Source organism: Streptococcus suis (assembly GCF_019794615.1).
GTDB lineage: Bacteria > Bacillota > Bacilli > Lactobacillales > Streptococcaceae > Streptococcus > Streptococcus suis_AI.
This window is the reverse complement of the sequence record NZ_JAIMDU010000030.1, coordinates 1-15580: the sequence shown is the minus strand read 5'-3', so window position 1 is coordinate 15580 and position 15580 is coordinate 1. Positions and strand designations below refer to the sequence as shown.

Sequence of the window (15580 nt, the reverse complement as noted above, 5' to 3'; positions counted from 1 at the left end):
ACCTTTCGACATTAGTATATCAAAATAGAGATAGAGAGTACAGACTATTTCTGAAATTCTTACCTGTTTTTTGTATCTAAGATAATGGTAACCGGTCCATCATTGACTAGACTGACCTGCATATCAGCACCAAAAACACCCACCTCGACTGGTACAAATTCAGACAAGGCCTGATTAAACTCATCATAGAGTTGGCTGGCCAGAGCAGGAGCTGCCGCTCCTGTAAATGCAGGGCGATTGCCTTTTTTTGTATCCGCAAAAAGAGTAAATTGAGAAATGGATAATATCTTGCCCTCCACATCTTGAACAGATTTGTTCATCTTACCTGCCTCATCTGAAAATATCCGCATATTAACGATTTTTCGCACAGCATAATCCAAATCTTCTTGACCATCTTCCGGACCAATACCGACTAAAAGAAGAAGGCCTTGCTTGATCTGCCCATGTACTATATCTTCGATAGTCACACTGGCTTGAGAAACACGTTGTAATACTATTTTCATCTTATCCATTGGTCCTTTTCACTGAATAAACTTCTGGAACCGACTTAATTTTGTCGACCAAACTGGTCAAGGTTGCCAAATTGGAAATCCCAAAGGATACATGAATCGTCGCAAATTTCATATCCTTGGTTGGTTGTGCATTAACGGACGAAATGTTTTTGCTAGCATTAGTCAATACTTTCAAAACATCATTGAGAAGTCCCGAGCGATTCAGTCCATAAATATCAATATTGGCCATGTACTCTTTTGTTGAATTATCATCTTCCCAGTCAACATCAATTAAGCGCACATCGTAATTTTCTTGACTCTTAAGGTTCATACAGTCCACACGATGAACAGCCACCCCACGCCCCTTGGTGATATAACCAACAATTTCATCACCCGGTACTGGATTACAGCATTTGGCAATCCGAATCAGCAAGCCAGAAGCGCCCTCGATAACCACACCACCCTCGTGTCGGATTTTTAAACTGTCTTTATTGTCGTGTTTGACCTCTCCACCATTAACCAGTTCATCTGCTACCGCTTTTGCCTTGGCACGTTCGGCTTCACGACGTTCCTTTTCTGTCAAACGATTGAAGATTGACACGGCAGAAACTTCTCCAAAACCGACTGCCGCATAAAGAGCCTCGTCTGTTTTATAGCTGGTCTTTTGCAAAACTTCATCCATGTGACGACGATCTAAATATTGGTTCGGAACGTAACCATTTTCTTGAAGCAAGCTTTGAAGCGTCTCACGTCCTTTGGAAACCGATAATTCCTTATCTTGATTTTTAAAGAATTGCTTGATTTTGTTACGGGCTTTATGGGTTTTTACAAGATTAACCCAGTCACGACTCGGACCAAAGGAATTGGCTGAAGTAATAATTTCTACCTGATCCCCTGTTTTTAGTTTGGTTGTCAGAGGGACCATGCGACCGTTGACTTTAGCACCTGTCGCTCGCTCACCTACCTTGGTATGAATTTCATATGCGAAGTCGATTGGCACAGAGTCCTTAGGCAGTTCCCGTACTGCACCATCAGGAGTGAAGACATAAATTCGTTCTGTAAAAATGTCTTCTTTGACAGAATCTACAAAGGTTTGTGCGTCTCCACCAGCACCTTCTTGAAGTTCGATCAAATTATTAATCCAACGCAATTCTTTTTCAGAAGCGGTCGCCTTACCACCACGCTTATAGGCCCAGTGTGCTGCAACCCCGTACTCTGCAACTTGGTGCATCTCTACAGTACGGATTTGAAATTCGATTGGACCTTTAGGCCCATATACAGTTGTATGAATGGATTGGTAACCATTTGCTTTCTGATTTGCGATGTAATCTTTAAATCTTCCTGGCATTGGTTTCCACAACTCATGTATGTAACCTAGCATCGCATAAACATCACTTTGAGTATCCATGATACAACGAATAGCAGTCAAATCGTACAACTCATCAAAACGCTTCCTCTTATCATGCATTTTCCGATAAATAGAATAAATATGCTTTGGACGACCATAGATTTGTCCGTGAAGATGGCGTTCCTCTGTATACTCTCGCAGTTTGTTGACGACTTCAGTCACTAATTCCTCACGCTCACGGCGCTTCTCACGCATCATATGCGTAATCTTATAAAATTCAACTTCATTGAGATAGCGGAAAGACATGTCCTCCAATTCCCACTTAATGGAAGAAATACCTAAGCGGTGAGCAAGAGGTGCATAGATTTCCATTGTTTCACGTGAAATACGTTCCTGCTTGTCCTTGCGCAAGTGCTTAAGAGTCCGCATGTTGTGTAAGCGGTCAGCGAGTTTAACCAAAATCACCCGCATATCTTGAGACATAGCAATTAACATATTTCGGTGGTTTTCTGCTAGTTGTTCTTCATGAGATTTATATTCAACCTTACCCAGTTTGGTCACACCGCCGACAATATGGCGGACTTCCGGGCCAAATTCAGCTTCCATCTCATCCAAGGTCACCTCTGTATCTTCAACCACATCATGTAAGAAACCACATGCAACCGTCACAGCATCTAGCTTGAGACCTGCTAAAATACCTGCCACCTGAATAGGGTGTACAATATAGGGCTCACCTGATTTACGAAATTGTGTTTTGTGCGCCTCTGTAGCAAAATCTAACGCTTTTTTGACAAAGGCAACATCTTCTTCCGGTAAGTAGGTGGCCGTTAAGGCAACCACTTCCTCCCCAGTATAATTTATTTCTTTCATGTCATTACTCTTCCTCTTATATTTCCTACTATTTTACCATTTTCATGGAAAAAGAAAAAGGAATCTAGCACCACTAACACAGATAAAAACTAAGAACCTGTATTCACAAGTGACGTGCTTGTGGATCGGAGATCGTTTTTTCGCTAATCAAGGCTTTTTTTGAGGGAACGCTGACTGTATTTTGAAAAAAGAACGATGAGTAGCTGAAAAAAGAGCCTTAGGTGGAAGTACTGAACTTTGAATACAGGTTCTAAGTTTCTTTTTCTACTAAAATCAGAAAAAACATTCGGTTTTCACTCTGTTTTCATGTTTTTTTCAAACAAAATTACCTAAACGTTCAGATTCTGTCTTGAGTTTTTGGTTTTACCCCTGTATAATGATGGTAGAAGATTATTATAAAAAGAAAATGGAGGATTCTCATGAATTTTCGTTTTAGCAAATGTGCTATCGCATTAAGTCTAGCCTTGCTAGCAACTAGTCCTAACTTCGTTCAAGCAGAAGAAGTAGACGGAACACTTGCTAGTACCACAGAAATTGAGCAAGCATCACAAACCTCTGAAGCAGCAGTTAGCTCAACAGAGACAGCAACCAAATTAAGTCAAATAAGCTCTGAGGAAGTTACATCAGAGGATCAGACGACTTCAACTGAAACAGCAGAAACAACTACAGCAACTGAGACTGTTGCAAGCGCTGAAACTACAACTGAAACTAGCACTCCAGCTAGTGTTGTAGCAACTAGCGACGAGACAACAACTAACCCTACAACCGAAACACGCGCAGCCACGACAGAGACAACAACTCCTGTCGAAGGCCAATCTGTCGATGTCCGTATCCTAGCAACAACGGACCTCCATACTAACTTGGTCAACTACGACTATTACCAAGATAAACCTGCGGAAACACTCGGGTTGGCAAAAACGGCCGTGCTAATTGAGGATGCCAAGGCTGAAAATCCAAACGTCATCCTTGTGGATAACGGTGACACCATCCAAGGAACACCGCTTGGCAATTACAAGTCTCTCATTGATCCGATTGAAGATGGTGAACAACATCCTATGTACACCGCCTTGGATACGCTAGGTTTCGATGCCGGCACCCTCGGTAACCATGAGTTCAACTACGGTCTAGACTACCTCCGCAAGGTGATTTCAACAGCTGGCATGCCCCTTCTCAACGCCAACGTTCTCAACCCTACAACCAAAGATTTCATCTACCAACCTTACACTATCGTTGACAAAACCTTTACAGATACTACTGGTAAGTCTGTCAGCCTGAAAGTCGGTATCACAGGAATCGTTCCGCCACAAATCCTCAACTGGGACAAGGCCTATTTAGAAGGCAAGGTCATCGTGCGCGATGCGGTTGAAGCAGTCCGTGACATTGTTCCTGTTATTCGTGAAAATGGCGCAGACATCGTTTTGGTTCTTTCTCACTCGGGTATCGGTGATGACCAGTATGAAGTTGGCGAAGAAAATGTCGGTTACCAAATCGCCAGCCTGTCAGGAGTTGATGCGGTGATTACAGGTCACTCCCACGCAGAATTTCCAGGGACAGCTGAAAAACCAAGCTTCTACGCTAAATATACTGGCGTGGACGACACAAATGGTAAAATCAACGGCACTCCTGTCACTATGGCTGGAAAATACGGTGACCACCTTGGTGTGATTGACCTTAATCTGACGTATACTGACGGTAAATGGACCACAACTTCTAGCAAGGCTGCCATCCGCAAGATTGATACCAAGTCATCTGTGGCCGACAGCCGTATCATTGACCTGGCTAAAGAAGCCCACACTGAAACCATCAACTACGTCCGCCAGCAAGTCGGTGAAACAACTGCACCAATCAACAGCTTCTTCGCCTTAGTGCAAGATGACCCATCTGTTCAAATCGTCAACAATGCCCAAATCTGGTATGCCAAACAGCAACTAGCAGGAACGCCTGAAGCTGGCCTACCAATCCTTTCTGCAGCGGCCCCATTCAAGGCTGGAACCCGTGGCGATGCAACAGCCTACACAGACATTCCAGCTGGCCCAATCGCTATCAAAAACGTAGCGGACCTCTACCTCTACGATAACGTAGTTGCCATCTTAAAAATCAACGGTTCCCAACTCAAAGAATGGTTAGAAATGTCCGCAGGTCAGTTCAACCAAATCGATCCAAGCTCTACCGAGCCACAAAACCTGGTCAATACTGACTACCGGACCTACAACTTCGATGTCATTGACGGCGTAACCTATCAATACGACATCACCCAGCCAAACAAGTACGACCGCAACGGTAAGGTGGTTAACGAAACAGCAAGCCGTGTTCGCAACCTTCAGTACAATGGACAGGCTGTTACAGATGAGCAAGAGTTTATCGTGGTGACCAACAACTACCGTGCAAATGGTACCTTCCCAGGTGTCAAAGACGCCTCTGTCAACTACTTACTCAATCTGGAAAACCGCCAAGCTATCATCAACTACATCATCGCTGAAAAGGTCATCAACCCAACAGCAGACAATAACTGGACCTTTACCGATAGCATCAAAGGATTAGACCTCCGCTTCTTGACGGCAGATCGTGCAAAAGACTTGCTAGCGGATCAAGAAGGCCTGGTTTACCTCCAAGCCTCTACTGAAAATGAAGGTTTCGGTGAGTTCCGCTTTGTCTATACCGAGCCAAAAGCAGTGACACCTCCAACTGTTCAAACAGATACCAATACGAACATAGCAACTAATCAAACAGGTGTTCAAATCACACTTCCGTCTGGTCAAGTTATTACCCTTCCAGCTGAAAAAACAACAGCACCCGCACCAAAACATAAGCTTGCTAGCCCTGCAAAAGCAAGCACTGCCACTTCAACAGCTCAAGCAGGTCAAAAAACACTCCCAGCTACTGGTGAGGCAAGCTCCATGCTCAGTCTTCTTGGCTTCGGCTTGATTGGTTTTGTTGGTGCACTTCGCAAGAAAAAAGAAAACTAAACATAGATATAGTCTTTTAGTTTACTTTTAGTACTAGGCAACGAGCCGCAGGCATAACTAGAGTTAGGCAAGGCGAGTTAACGAAGTAATAAAAGAAAAACTAAATGACGATAAAAGCCGAGAGTTTGGGTCTACCAAACTCTTGTCTTTTGAAAGGACGACCATGTTTGACACTTTCCCTACTCTACAAGCCGCCTCCTTCCAACTGCGAAAAATAGAGGAAACAGACCTCGACGACCTTTGGGAAATCTACTCCAATCCAATTCATTTTCAGATGACACCCAACACTTCCACTCAAAACAAAGAAACCCTTCGCAAACGAATCAGTCATTTCCAACGTGATTTTGATAAGAAAAAAAGATTGTTTTTAGGACTAGAGTTTCAAGGGAAATTGATTGGCGTCTTGGAAGTTTTCGACTACAAAAAACGAACTGCGTCGGTGACCATTGGCTACCGTCTTCATCATGCTTTCTGGAATCAAGGTCTAGCCAGCCAAGCGGTCAGTCTGCTCTGCCGTTTCTTAATACAGGAGTATCCCATCTCAGAAATCCTTGCCTTCGTCATGCCTGAACATCAAGCATCCCAAAGAGTATTGCTAAAAAATGGTTTTACTCTTAGTAATCAGACTTCCGCAAACTGGAAAGGGTTGGGAGAAGTCGACTTGCTTCTCTATACGTTAAAATCAGCCTGAGGTTCAAGCTGCTTTCTGTAAATTTTCATAAAAAGATTATACAAAATACGTCCAAACAACTGCTACTAAGATGGCAGGCAACATATTGGCAACGCGGATTTTTCGATTCCAAACAATATTAACTCCGACACAGAAGATGAGAGCGGAGCCGATAAAAGAGAGATTGGCAAGGGCTTGAGTCGTCATCAGAGGCTCAATCAGGCGCGCCAAAAGAGTCACAGAACCTTGAAAAATCAAGACTGGTACTGCGGAAAATCCTGCCCCCTTGCCCAAGCTGGCCGTCATGATAAAGATGATGATAAAGTCCAGAATGCTCTTAATGGCGAGGAGGGTATAATCTCCCGTCAAGCCGTCTTGGATAGAGCCGATAATGGCCATGGCACCGATACAGACCGTCAGGGATGCGGTTAGAAAAGCATCTAAAAACTGTGAATCCTGACCATTTCCTGACTTTTCTCGGAGCCAGATCCCCAAGCGCTCAAACCAACCTTCTATATGAAGCACTTCTCCTAAGAAAGTACCGAAAGCCAGACTGAGTACAAAGAGCATGGTGTTCTGGGTAACCAGTTGACCATTTTCCACTCTTAAAAGACCCGTCAGCGTTCCTGAAATCCCCAGAAAAAGAACAGCAACACCACTCGCCATCGTCAACCCAGACTGATGCCGTTCTTTCAGTAAATGTCCAAACCAAGACCCTAGCAAACCTGCTAGGGCAATGGCGATGGTATTGATAATCGTTCCTAAGGCAAACATATACTACCTCAACAATTCCGTCGCGTAGCTAATGGCAGAAAGAGCATAGAGGGGAGCCGTTTCTGTTCGTAAGATACGTGGACCTAGGCCTGTCTTGACCGCTCCTGCTCCTTCAAATGCGGCTACTTCCTCAGGCGATACGCCACCTTCTGGACCGACAATGACAAGGACTGATTGACCAGTTTCTAAACCAGATAAGGCCTTCACTAGATTGGCTTGTTCGCCCGCTTTTGCAGCCTCTTCGTAGGCTAAGATAATCTGGTCAAATCCTGTCAACTGAGCTAGGAAATCCGTTTTTTTCTCGAACAAGCGAATAGCTGGAATCAGATTGCGTTTGCTTTGCTCGGCTGCGCCTTGGGCGATTTTTTCTAACTTTTCTGCTTTTTTGCCTAATTTTTTACCATCCCATTTGACCACTGACCAGTCAGCTGGAAAGGCCCAGAGGGCTGCCATACCTAATTCCGTTGCCTTTTGGGCGACAAATTCGAGCTTATCTCCTTTTGGAAAGCCCATAGCAATGGTGACGGAAATGGGTAATTCAACATTGTCTGCCAGTTCTTCGATGATTTCAACAGATTGGCTCTGGCCGTCCACTACACGCGCCAAGCGTTTGATTCCGTCATCAAAGACCAGGACAATTTGGTCGTCTGCCTGCAAGCGCATAACAGAAAACATGTGCTTGGCAGTATCCTTATCGTTAATCTGGAAAACTCCCTGCGGTGCTCTGCCATTGACAAAATACTGCTGCATCCTAGCCTCCAATCACACCTGAGCGGTCAGCCGTTTTCTTGAAGATACAGCAATTCCACTCGCCCTGAATCATGTGGGTCTCGAGGAAGAAGCCAGCCGCCTCCGCAGATGCTCGCACCATGTCCCACTTGTCCGCGATGATGCCGCTCATAATCAGGTAGCCTTCGTCCTTGACAAGACGGTAGGCATCATCCGTCAAATGAACGAGAATGTCCGCCAAGATGTTGGCAACGATGACCTCCGCTTCAATGTCAACGCCACGAAGCAGGTCACCTGCCGCAACATGGATGTTGCTGGTGTGGATGTTGAGGTCAATGTTTTCCTGAGCCACACGCACCGCCACTTCATCCAAGTCATAGGCGTAAATCTCCTTAGCACCCAAGAGAGAACTTGCAATGGAGAGGACGCCTGAGCCTGTGCCGACGTCAATGACCGTTTCACCACCACGCAGAACCTGCTCCAAGGCAAAGAGGCTCATCTTGGTGGTCGGGTGGGTTCCTGTACCGAAAGCCATACCTGGATCCAGGCGGATAATCTTCTCACCAGCAGTCGCCTCATAGTCGGTCCAAGACGGTACAATGGTCAAATCGTGGGTAATGCGGGCTGGCTCATAGTATTTCTTCCAGTTGTCCGCCCAGTCTTCCTCTGCCAACTCCTGACTTTCTAGGCTGACCTGACCCGTTTCCAAGCCAAAGCCTGTCAAATCCGCCAGGCGAGTTGCCAAATCTGCCTTAACTTCCTCAATATCCACAGTATCAGGATAATAGGCCGTAATGACAATCATATCCGACTGCTCCACCTCGGGATAGAGCTCACCAAAACGGTCCTCCTGTCCTACATAGTCAGCCGAGTCGCTAATGGCCACCCCCTGACTGCCCGTTTCAATCATCAGATTTGAAACTGCTTCTTCTGCATCACGATGCACGTGAATCGTTAATTCTTGCCAATTGTTCACTATAACTCACTTCCATCCTTTATCAATTATCATTATAGCCGTTAGGATAGCGACTTCCTAACACCTGTTTCCAATATTTTTCTCTCGCCAATGATTTTTGCTTTCCGAGTTCATTTTTTCCAAATATTTCTAGAACTGAATAACGAAAATGTTTTCGGATATACTCCATTCCCTTCGTATTTACCAGCTCCCTCAGTCTTTTATTAGGATAATTGCTATCCTCAAACTCATCCTTATCGTAACCATTAGCTAAGTAAGCTGACCATCTACCAAAAAGACCACTCTCTCCGTAAGCAGAACCAACATATAATTTCCCAGTTTTCATATCTGTTAAAACATAAACGCCATAAACTGAAGATAACTGGTATCTCCAACTAGGACTATAGAACTGTTTTTTTAGGTCAACATAACTCAGTGATAAATTCTCAAACCCAGGAAACTGAACATTCCTGTCAAAATAAGAAGTTGCAGTTACCGAGTTAACCTCAATATGATCAATGAATTCACGATTTGTATATAACCAGTTACGACTTGGAAGAGTCAAATCTACCAATACTTTATCAACATATTTATCATATTCCTCCAAGCGTTTAGCAAGAGCATATCGCACTCCATTTACATGGACCTGACTATCTTTTTCGAGGATTAGATAGGCACCAATAAATAGCCATTTATGGTACTCAACTTCAATAAATTGAAATTGAATTTCTCCCACCTGATTTCTACTCCTCTTATCTCCCCCTCGGCTTAAAATCCATGGAATGAAGTCAGGACAGGAATTAACGTATCGTTCAACAAAATCATACCCTTCCCAATTTTTATTAAAACGGGCTTTAATCCATTTCCCTTGAAACTCTGGCTTAGATAGTAACTCATCGAATCTAAAAATATCTTTCAATACTATCTTTGACTGCTCTAGCACTATTTCTTCCATATCAACCACCTATTTATTTTAACAACTAAATAACGGATCAGGAGTTATCTCAATACCTCGGATATGGGTAGAACTCCCCTTCTACCAAGTCTGCTCTGCCTTTTTCAAAGGCTTCACCGTCCCAAGCAATCGTAAATTCTTGGGCTTCTGGGTCCGCCAAAAAGTCCATGAGGTCGTCTAAACCTTGGTCGGCGGTGTCCTTGAGAAAACCTGCGAAGTAGGTCAGAAACTCGGCTGAAAAGCCCTTCTTAGCGTCAAATGGCAGAGCGACCAAGTAGTCTTCCTCGTCAAAGCGAGACTTGTCCTGGTTGTAGAAAAGGACATACTCCTCTAGGAAAATATCCTCCGCAGATGCGTTGCCTTCGTCGTCCACCGTTTCAATTCCAGCCGCATTTTGTGCTTCCAAGATGAAAGCCAGCTCAACTGCGTGGTTTTTCTTATCCCAGTTAAGCTCGTAATCGTAGGTAAAAAGTTTGTCCAGTGCCGCTTCCAGCACATCTAAAAAGCCATGTTTTGCCATTCTATTTCCTCTTTTCTATAAATTCCAATAAATTTATTTCTCGACCATATTTGACGGAAGCTCGCTTGTCTTTCTCCAAAATGGACTTGGTTAAATCTAGTTGATTCACCGCTGCCAAGGCCTCAGCATAGTGAATAACGTCAGCTAATTCTTCCGCCAAACGAGCAGAGCTGTCGTCTTCGCTATCCGTCATCTTGCGGCCTGCACGCTGATTCAGTAGCTCTGCAACTTCACCAATTTCCTCCACTAATTTCATAAAGAGACTTTGTTCTGGAAATGTCGTCCCATAGTGGTCACGCAAGTATTCTTCCAAAACACTCACCGTCAACTCCGTCATCTTCGTTTCTCTCCAAATCCTAAAATTGTAGTATAATGATTATACCATAAATGCACTGAAAGGAAGCCTATGCCAGCCAATCTCGCCCTTCGTATGCGGCCCAAATCCATTGATGATGTCATCGGTCAGGAACACCTGGTCGGTCCTGGAAAGATTATCCGCCGCATGATTGATGCCAATATGCTGTCGTCCATGATTCTCTACGGTCCGCCGGGGATTGGTAAGACCTCGATTGCGTCCGCTATTGCTGGCACGACCAAGTATGCCTTTCGGACCTTTAATGCCACGACCGACAACCAAAAACGCCTGCAGGAAATCGCTGAAGAGGCCAAGTTTTCTGGCGGTCTGGTCCTCCTGCTCGATGAGATTCATCGCCTCAACAAGACCAAACAGGACTTTCTGCTTCCTCTTTTGGAAAATGGCAATATCATCATGATTGGGGCAACGACGGAAAATCCCTTCTTCTCGATTCTGCCTGCCATTCGTAGTCGGGTTCAGATTTTTGAATTGCAGCCTTTGCAGACCAGCCACATCCGACAGGCCTTGGAACTGGCTCTGACAGACAGCGAACGTGGTTTTGACTTTCCTATTACCATTGAACCTCAGGCTCTAGACTTCCTAGCTAATGCTACCAACGGTGACCTTCGTGCCGCCTATAATTCACTAGAGCTGGCTGTGCTTTCGACCAAGGAAAGCGACGATGGTAGTCGCCACATTGATCTGGATGCCGTGGAAAATAGCCTGCAAAAGTCCTACATTAGCATGGACAAGAACGGCGATGCCCACTACGACATTCTCTCAGCTCTACAAAAATCCATTCGAGGCAGCGATGTCAATGCCAGCCTCCACTACGCCGCTCGTTTGATTGAGGCGGAAGACCTGCCTAGTCTGGCCCGTCGCTTGACGGTTATTGCCTATGAAGACATCGGCTTGGCCAATCCAGAGGCACAGATTCATACAGTGACTGCCCTTGAAGCCGCCCAGAAAATCGGCTTCCCAGAAGCACGGATTTTAATTGCCAATGTGGTCATTGATTTGGCTCTCTCGCCCAAGTCAAATTCTGCCTATCAGGCTATGGATGCAGCTCTGGCTGATTTGCGGAAAAACGGTCATCTCCCTATTCCAAATCACCTGCGAGACGGTCATTATGCTGGAAGTAAGGAGCTGGGAAATGCCATTGGCTACCAGTATCCGCATGCCTATCCTGAAAAATGGGTGGATCAGCAATACCTGCCCGATAAGTTACTGAATGCGGACTACTTTACCGCTAATGACACCGGTAAATACGAGCGTGCCTTGGGTATGACCCAAGAAAAGATAAAAAATTTGAAAAAAAATAATAGATAAAACCTTGATAACACAAGGTTTTTAACCAACAACGCGTTGGTAACGCTTACATTTTTTGATTTTTTCTCTTGATTTTTCTAAAAAAAGTGGTAAGATTAGATTATAGATAAGAACTGCTGTGGTATACGAATTCATACCTATGTGTTGACCGACTATTTTTGTATTATTAGGGAGACAAAGATCCTCTGACAGTATGCAAGCTGGCACACCCAGAAGCAACTAAGTCAGAAACGTGTCACCCACCTGCTTCTAGCGTGCGGGATCAATACAAATCATGGATAACCGGTACCAATACAGCATTTTTATTTTTTATCCTTCCTTAGCTCAGCTGGCAGAGCAGCGGACTCTTAATCCGTGGGTCGTAGGTTCGATCCCTACAGGGAGGATTGGTTGATATGTGGGAAACCACCTGTCCGAAGGGGCAGGTGGTTCCTTGCGTAAAAAACAAAAATTCAGTCACAAAGAATCGATATTGCTTCATTCAAAGTAAATATGTAATTGATTTAGATAAGTCACCTTGTTTATTTTAGCAATCGAAGACTGGGCTTTTTGGAGAGCTCGTCAGTAGAGCGCATCCGTTTTGTCTTTGATTATTAAAATCAATAAGTCGTAAACCAAAAGCCCTTGCTAATATTCTTCACTTAGTGAGGGCTTCTTGTTCATTTTTACTATTCAATGGAGAAACTGTCATAGACATCTCGCATAGCCTATCATGGTATTTTACACGCCCTAAGTTGATAGAAAAAATGCATACTATCCAGTCTTGACTTCCCTTATTTAAAATCTGCCAAATAGTCTTGCAAATCACGAATCATTTGTTTTCGGCCACTAAAACTCTGCCCTGCCATCAATTTTTCGTATTGCTCTAGTTGTTCTGAATTTAACTGTTGCCGATAAGACTGTAACATATCTTGCAGAAGAATAAATTCATCGTTAACCAGTCCAGGTGATTTCACAACATGGGATAGGTCATGGATGTCTTCATGTGCCATTCTGTCAAATTTTCTTTTGTAACTTTCTTGCTTGCGTATAACATCCTTTATATGGTTTCTAAATTTTACTTTAAAATATACATATAATTTTTCTTTATCATCATATAACTGGGGTTGTTTTTCTAATAATTCATATAATACCATCATTCCTTCTTGATCCCAGTCTGACTTTTCCCATAACTTGATATAAAATTCTTGACGAGCCTTATGTACAATACCACTTACCTTTGCATAAGTTTGTTCAAATTTCATAAACTATTAACCTCTTTGTTTTTTCTTAATTCATTGGCTATAGTTTATCGAAAACAAGCAATACTTTACATGACATTTATGTCCTCTTTTTAGAATGTGGACATTTCGCTCTCATCATTCAAGCAAGGCGAATATACATTTGGATAAATAAAAAAGGCCAAATAGAACTTATCTATTTAGCTATTCTTCAAATGAAATGATCATTTGCGGCCATTTGTGATCCCAGTTCTTCTTAGAAGCTCTCGTTTTATACAGCTGCATACGATTTTCGTCCGCTAAAAAATGAGGGGTAGGCCGTACTCTATATTGATAGATATCCTCCAGTCCAAATGGGGCGAACAGCTCCATGTTTCCCTCTTTTAGCAGTCGTACACCAACAGCTGTACATCTTTCTGGAAATTTTTCAATTGCATCTTTTGATGACAGGTAAGGAAGACTGTTCGGACTGTGAACATGCATAAAAACCTGATTTTTTAATTCCCATTTATATTCTGGATACAAAAAATGCAAATGGTTTTCTATTTCTAAAGTTTTTTCATAGGATATTCCTTCGTCAAAGAATACAATATCAACATCAGTTGTCCTATCAAAATGGTATTGATTCCAGATGAAATTACGAATCGTCCCTGCACATAGCCAAGAATCTTTTAAATCAAGTTCCCTAACGATTTCCAAAATCCTAATGATATCTGAGTTTGCTCTCAAATACTTTTCCAGTTCTCCACTCATCTCATTCTCCAGCTTAACAAAACTTCCTAGTACAATCGTTCTCCAGAAGGGAGGGTCTAGTTCTTCAGAGTAGAATCCTCGATTAAACCAACCAAAAAACTTCACTCTTCTATTTCCGATTTCTGGCTGAAACAGTCTATCCCCAGACTGTTCCACTCCACTGGACCTTAATTCGCTCTATTGTTTTCAGGCTCATGATGCATTCCTCGCCTTACTGTTTCTTAGCTCGGGCTGGAACAGTCTCTTCCCAGACTGTTCCACTCCACTGGACCTTAATTCGCTTTATTGTGTTCAGGCTCATGATAAAAAGGTCCACTGGACCTTAATTCGCTTTCTTATTTTCAGGCTCATGATAAAAAGGTCCACTGGACCTTAATTCGCTTTCTTGTTTTCAGGCTCATGATAAAAAGGTCCACTGGACCTTTTTATTCCTCTTCCATAAAGCTGTTGAAAACTTCTTCAATCATATCCCATTCTGCTGTTGCGTCTTCTGGAATTGGTTGCAAGTCTCCTTCTGTGCCGTTCTCATTTTCAATGTATGAGTAGGCTTGGATTTCAACTTCTCCGTTCTCATCTTCTTCTGCACTAGCAGGAATCAGGAGGACGTAGTTCTTTCCAAATTCTTCCTGACCATCAATTGTCAACAAGATTTCAAAAAGTGTTTCATTACCTTGATCGTCTACTAAAGTAATCAATTCAGGTTCGTCGTGATTATGGTCATGTTCATGATCGTGATGGTGTGCCATAGGTGTCTCCTTTAAAATGTTCTATCTAAATAATTTTGCAAAATCAGCTGAGCTGCTAATTTGTCAATAACTTTTTTACGTTTTCCTCGACTAATGTCTGCTTGTTCAATTAGCATTCGCTCTGCTGCAACAGTTGTCAACCGTTCGTCCTGATAATCTACTGGAAGTTTGTATCGCTCGGTTAATAAATCACCGTAAGCTTGACTAGCTTCTACTCGAGGGCCACTTGTATTGTTCATATTCTTTGGTAAGCCAACAACGAACTTATCAACCTTGTATTGTTCAACAAGCTCTGTCAAACGTTCCAAGCCAAATTCACCCTTGTCTTCATCAATCGGAATGATTTCCAAACCTTGAGCTGTAAAACCTAATGGATCTGAAATAGCGACCCCAACAGTTTTAGAACCAACATCTAATCCCATTATTCTCATTAAAGGTCTATCCCATTCCCTTTCAGGTAATAGCGTACCAATTCTTCAATAATTTCATCACGTTCATGCTTACGAATCTGGTTACGCGCATCATTATAACGCGGAATATAAGCAGGGTCCCCGCTCAATACATAACCGATGATTTGGTTAATAGGATTGTAGCCCTTCTCTTCCAAAGAACTGTAAACACTAATCAATGTTTTGCTGATTTCCTGCTTATCGGTATCATCTAGACGAAAACGGACAGTTTCTTCCGTGAATCCCATACTTACACCTTCTTTCATTTTATGGTCTAGTCATTATACCATATTTGGACATTTTTCTCAAATAAATAAACGAAGAGAACCCTTTATTTTAGAGCTGCTAACTTCTCAAAGTAAGTTCTAGTCTAACACAAAAGCTGGAAATTAGACTGAGACAAAAAAATAAGGTAGAACTTACTATGGGACAAGTTGGTAACTGACAATG

Annotated in this window: 16 protein-coding genes, 1 tRNA gene and 1 other RNA gene; 5 read left to right on the top strand and 13 right to left on the bottom strand. The window is 43.1% G+C overall.

The window, feature by feature from the left end:
* Positions 1-59: 59 nt before the first annotated feature.
* Positions 60-503 (bottom strand): D-aminoacyl-tRNA deacylase, encoded by a 444-nt coding sequence (gene dtd / locus K6V43_RS08680; RefSeq protein WP_024396732.1) that lies wholly within the window; start codon positions 501-503, stop codon positions 60-62.
* A 1-nt stretch (position 504) separates the two neighbouring features.
* Positions 505-2709 carry a RelA/SpoT family protein gene (locus K6V43_RS08675; protein ID WP_222382656.1) on the bottom strand — a complete coding sequence of 735 codons (2205 nt, stop codon included), beginning with the start codon at positions 2707-2709 and terminating at the stop codon, positions 505-507.
* A 419-nt stretch (positions 2710-3128) separates the two neighbouring features.
* Here K6V43_RS08675 and K6V43_RS08670 point away from each other — a divergent pair, with 419 nt between their 5' ends.
* Together K6V43_RS08670 and K6V43_RS08665 are read left to right on the top strand one after the other, a co-directional pair.
* The gene (locus tag K6V43_RS08670; RefSeq protein WP_222382654.1) at positions 3129-5675 is read left to right on the top strand and encodes a bifunctional 2',3'-cyclic-nucleotide 2'-phosphodiesterase/3'-nucleotidase; all 2547 of its coding nucleotides are present in this window, start codon (positions 3129-3131) and stop codon (positions 5673-5675) included.
* A 163-nt stretch (positions 5676-5838) separates the two neighbouring features.
* A complete protein-coding gene (locus K6V43_RS08665) occupies positions 5839-6366 on the top strand; it encodes a GNAT family N-acetyltransferase (protein WP_222382652.1) in 528 nt (175 codons plus the stop codon).
* Positions 6367-6402: 36 nt separating this feature from the next.
* On the opposite strand, the gene K6V43_RS08660 is transcribed toward K6V43_RS08665, so the two are convergent.
* The 6 genes from K6V43_RS08660 to K6V43_RS08635 are packed head-to-tail and all read right to left on the bottom strand — an operon-like array spanning position 6403 to position 10615.
* Positions 6403-7119, bottom strand: coding sequence for a DUF554 domain-containing protein (locus K6V43_RS08660; RefSeq protein ID WP_222382650.1), 717 nt, complete (start codon positions 7117-7119; stop codon positions 6403-6405).
* Between the two features lie 3 nt (positions 7120-7122).
* A complete protein-coding gene (locus K6V43_RS08655) occupies positions 7123-7869 on the bottom strand; it encodes a 16S rRNA (uracil(1498)-N(3))-methyltransferase (RefSeq protein ID WP_222382648.1) in 747 nt (248 codons plus the stop codon).
* Between the two features lies 1 nt (position 7870).
* Positions 7871-8824, bottom strand: coding sequence for a 50S ribosomal protein L11 methyltransferase (gene prmA / locus K6V43_RS08650; RefSeq protein WP_222382646.1), 954 nt, complete (start codon positions 8822-8824; stop codon positions 7871-7873).
* 22 nt (positions 8825-8846) lie between these two features.
* Entirely contained in the window at positions 8847-9758 is a 912-nt protein-coding gene (locus tag K6V43_RS08645; RefSeq protein ID WP_222382644.1) for a GIY-YIG nuclease family protein, read from the bottom strand.
* Between the two features lie 49 nt (positions 9759-9807).
* A complete protein-coding gene (locus tag K6V43_RS08640; RefSeq protein ID WP_172130724.1) occupies positions 9808-10278 on the bottom strand; it encodes a DUF3013 family protein in 471 nt (156 codons plus the stop codon).
* Between the two features lies 1 nt (position 10279).
* Positions 10280-10615 carry a MazG nucleotide pyrophosphohydrolase domain-containing protein gene (locus K6V43_RS08635; RefSeq protein ID WP_222382642.1) on the bottom strand — a complete coding sequence of 112 codons (336 nt, stop codon included), beginning with the start codon at positions 10613-10615 and terminating at the stop codon, positions 10280-10282.
* 69 nt (positions 10616-10684) lie between these two features.
* Here K6V43_RS08635 and K6V43_RS08630 point away from each other — a divergent pair, with 69 nt between their 5' ends.
* From K6V43_RS08630 to K6V43_RS08620, 3 genes are all read left to right on the top strand, one after another.
* Positions 10685-11962: a replication-associated recombination protein A gene (locus K6V43_RS08630; protein ID WP_222382640.1), complete on the top strand. Its 1278-nt coding sequence runs from the start codon at positions 10685-10687 to the stop codon at positions 11960-11962.
* Between the two features lie 110 nt (positions 11963-12072).
* Positions 12073-12266, top strand: a non-coding RNA gene (ssrS, locus tag K6V43_RS08625) — 6S RNA.
* Between the two features lie 9 nt (positions 12267-12275).
* A tRNA-Lys gene (locus tag K6V43_RS08620) sits at positions 12276-12348 on the top strand.
* Between the two features lie 387 nt (positions 12349-12735).
* Here K6V43_RS08620 and K6V43_RS08615 read toward each other — a convergent pair.
* The 5 genes from K6V43_RS08615 to K6V43_RS08595 all read right to left on the bottom strand — a co-directional run bounded on the left by K6V43_RS08615 (position 12736) and on the right by K6V43_RS08595 (position 15378).
* Positions 12736-13206 carry a sigma-70 RNA polymerase sigma factor region 4 domain-containing protein gene (locus tag K6V43_RS08615; protein ID WP_024392830.1) on the bottom strand — a complete coding sequence of 157 codons (471 nt, stop codon included), beginning with the start codon at positions 13204-13206 and terminating at the stop codon, positions 12736-12738.
* Between the two features lie 180 nt (positions 13207-13386).
* Positions 13387-13935 (bottom strand): nucleotidyltransferase family protein, encoded by a 549-nt coding sequence (locus K6V43_RS08610; protein ID WP_105127312.1) that lies wholly within the window; start codon positions 13933-13935, stop codon positions 13387-13389.
* Between the two features lie 425 nt (positions 13936-14360).
* On the bottom strand, positions 14361-14681 hold the full coding sequence (locus K6V43_RS08605; protein WP_024392832.1) for a DUF1292 domain-containing protein: 321 nt from the start codon (positions 14679-14681) through the stop codon (positions 14361-14363).
* Between the two features lie 11 nt (positions 14682-14692).
* On the bottom strand, positions 14693-15112 hold the full coding sequence (ruvX, locus tag K6V43_RS08600) for a Holliday junction resolvase RuvX (protein ID WP_079269042.1): 420 nt from the start codon (positions 15110-15112) through the stop codon (positions 14693-14695).
* Entirely contained in the window at positions 15112-15378 is a 267-nt protein-coding gene (locus K6V43_RS08595; RefSeq protein ID WP_172085234.1) for an IreB family regulatory phosphoprotein, read from the bottom strand. Before K6V43_RS08595 ends, ruvX begins: the two co-directional genes overlap by 1 nt.
* Positions 15379-15580: the final 202 nt, after the last annotated feature.

Bases quoted from the DNA above. Each gene is read 5' to 3' on its own strand.
- K6V43_RS08655 (WP_222382648.1), bottom strand. From the start codon at position 7,869: ATGCAGCAGTATTTTGTCAATGGCAGAGCACCGCAGGGAGTTTTCCAG.
- ruvX (WP_079269042.1), bottom strand. From the start codon at position 15,112: ATGAGAATAATGGGATTAGATGTTGGTTCTAAAACTGTTGGGGTCGCT.
- K6V43_RS08640 (WP_172130724.1), bottom strand. From the start codon at position 10,278: ATGGCAAAACATGGCTTTTTAGATGTGCTGGAAGCGGCACTGGACAAA.
- K6V43_RS08595 (WP_172085234.1), bottom strand. From the start codon at position 15,378: ATGGGATTCACGGAAGAAACTGTCCGTTTTCGTCTAGATGATACCGAT.
- K6V43_RS08675 (WP_222382656.1), bottom strand. From the start codon at position 2,709: ATGAAAGAAATAAATTATACTGGGGAGGAAGTGGTTGCCTTAACGGCC.
- K6V43_RS08660 (WP_222382650.1), bottom strand. From the start codon at position 7,119: ATGTTTGCCTTAGGAACGATTATCAATACCATCGCCATTGCCCTAGCA.
- K6V43_RS08665 (WP_222382652.1), top strand. From the start codon at position 5,839: ATGTTTGACACTTTCCCTACTCTACAAGCCGCCTCCTTCCAACTGCGA.
- K6V43_RS08670 (WP_222382654.1), top strand. From the start codon at position 3,129: ATGAATTTTCGTTTTAGCAAATGTGCTATCGCATTAAGTCTAGCCTTG.
- K6V43_RS08615 (WP_024392830.1), bottom strand. From the start codon at position 13,206: ATGAAATTTGAACAAACTTATGCAAAGGTAAGTGGTATTGTACATAAG.
- K6V43_RS08645 (WP_222382644.1), bottom strand. From the start codon at position 9,758: ATGGAAGAAATAGTGCTAGAGCAGTCAAAGATAGTATTGAAAGATATT.
- K6V43_RS08605 (WP_024392832.1), bottom strand. From the start codon at position 14,681: ATGGCACACCATCACGATCATGAACATGACCATAATCACGACGAACCT.
- dtd (WP_024396732.1), bottom strand. From the start codon at position 503: ATGAAAATAGTATTACAACGTGTTTCTCAAGCCAGTGTGACTATCGAA.
- K6V43_RS08630 (WP_222382640.1), top strand. From the start codon at position 10,685: ATGCCAGCCAATCTCGCCCTTCGTATGCGGCCCAAATCCATTGATGAT.
- K6V43_RS08610 (WP_105127312.1), bottom strand. From the start codon at position 13,935: ATGAGTGGAGAACTGGAAAAGTATTTGAGAGCAAACTCAGATATCATT.
- K6V43_RS08635 (WP_222382642.1), bottom strand. From the start codon at position 10,615: ATGACGGAGTTGACGGTGAGTGTTTTGGAAGAATACTTGCGTGACCAC.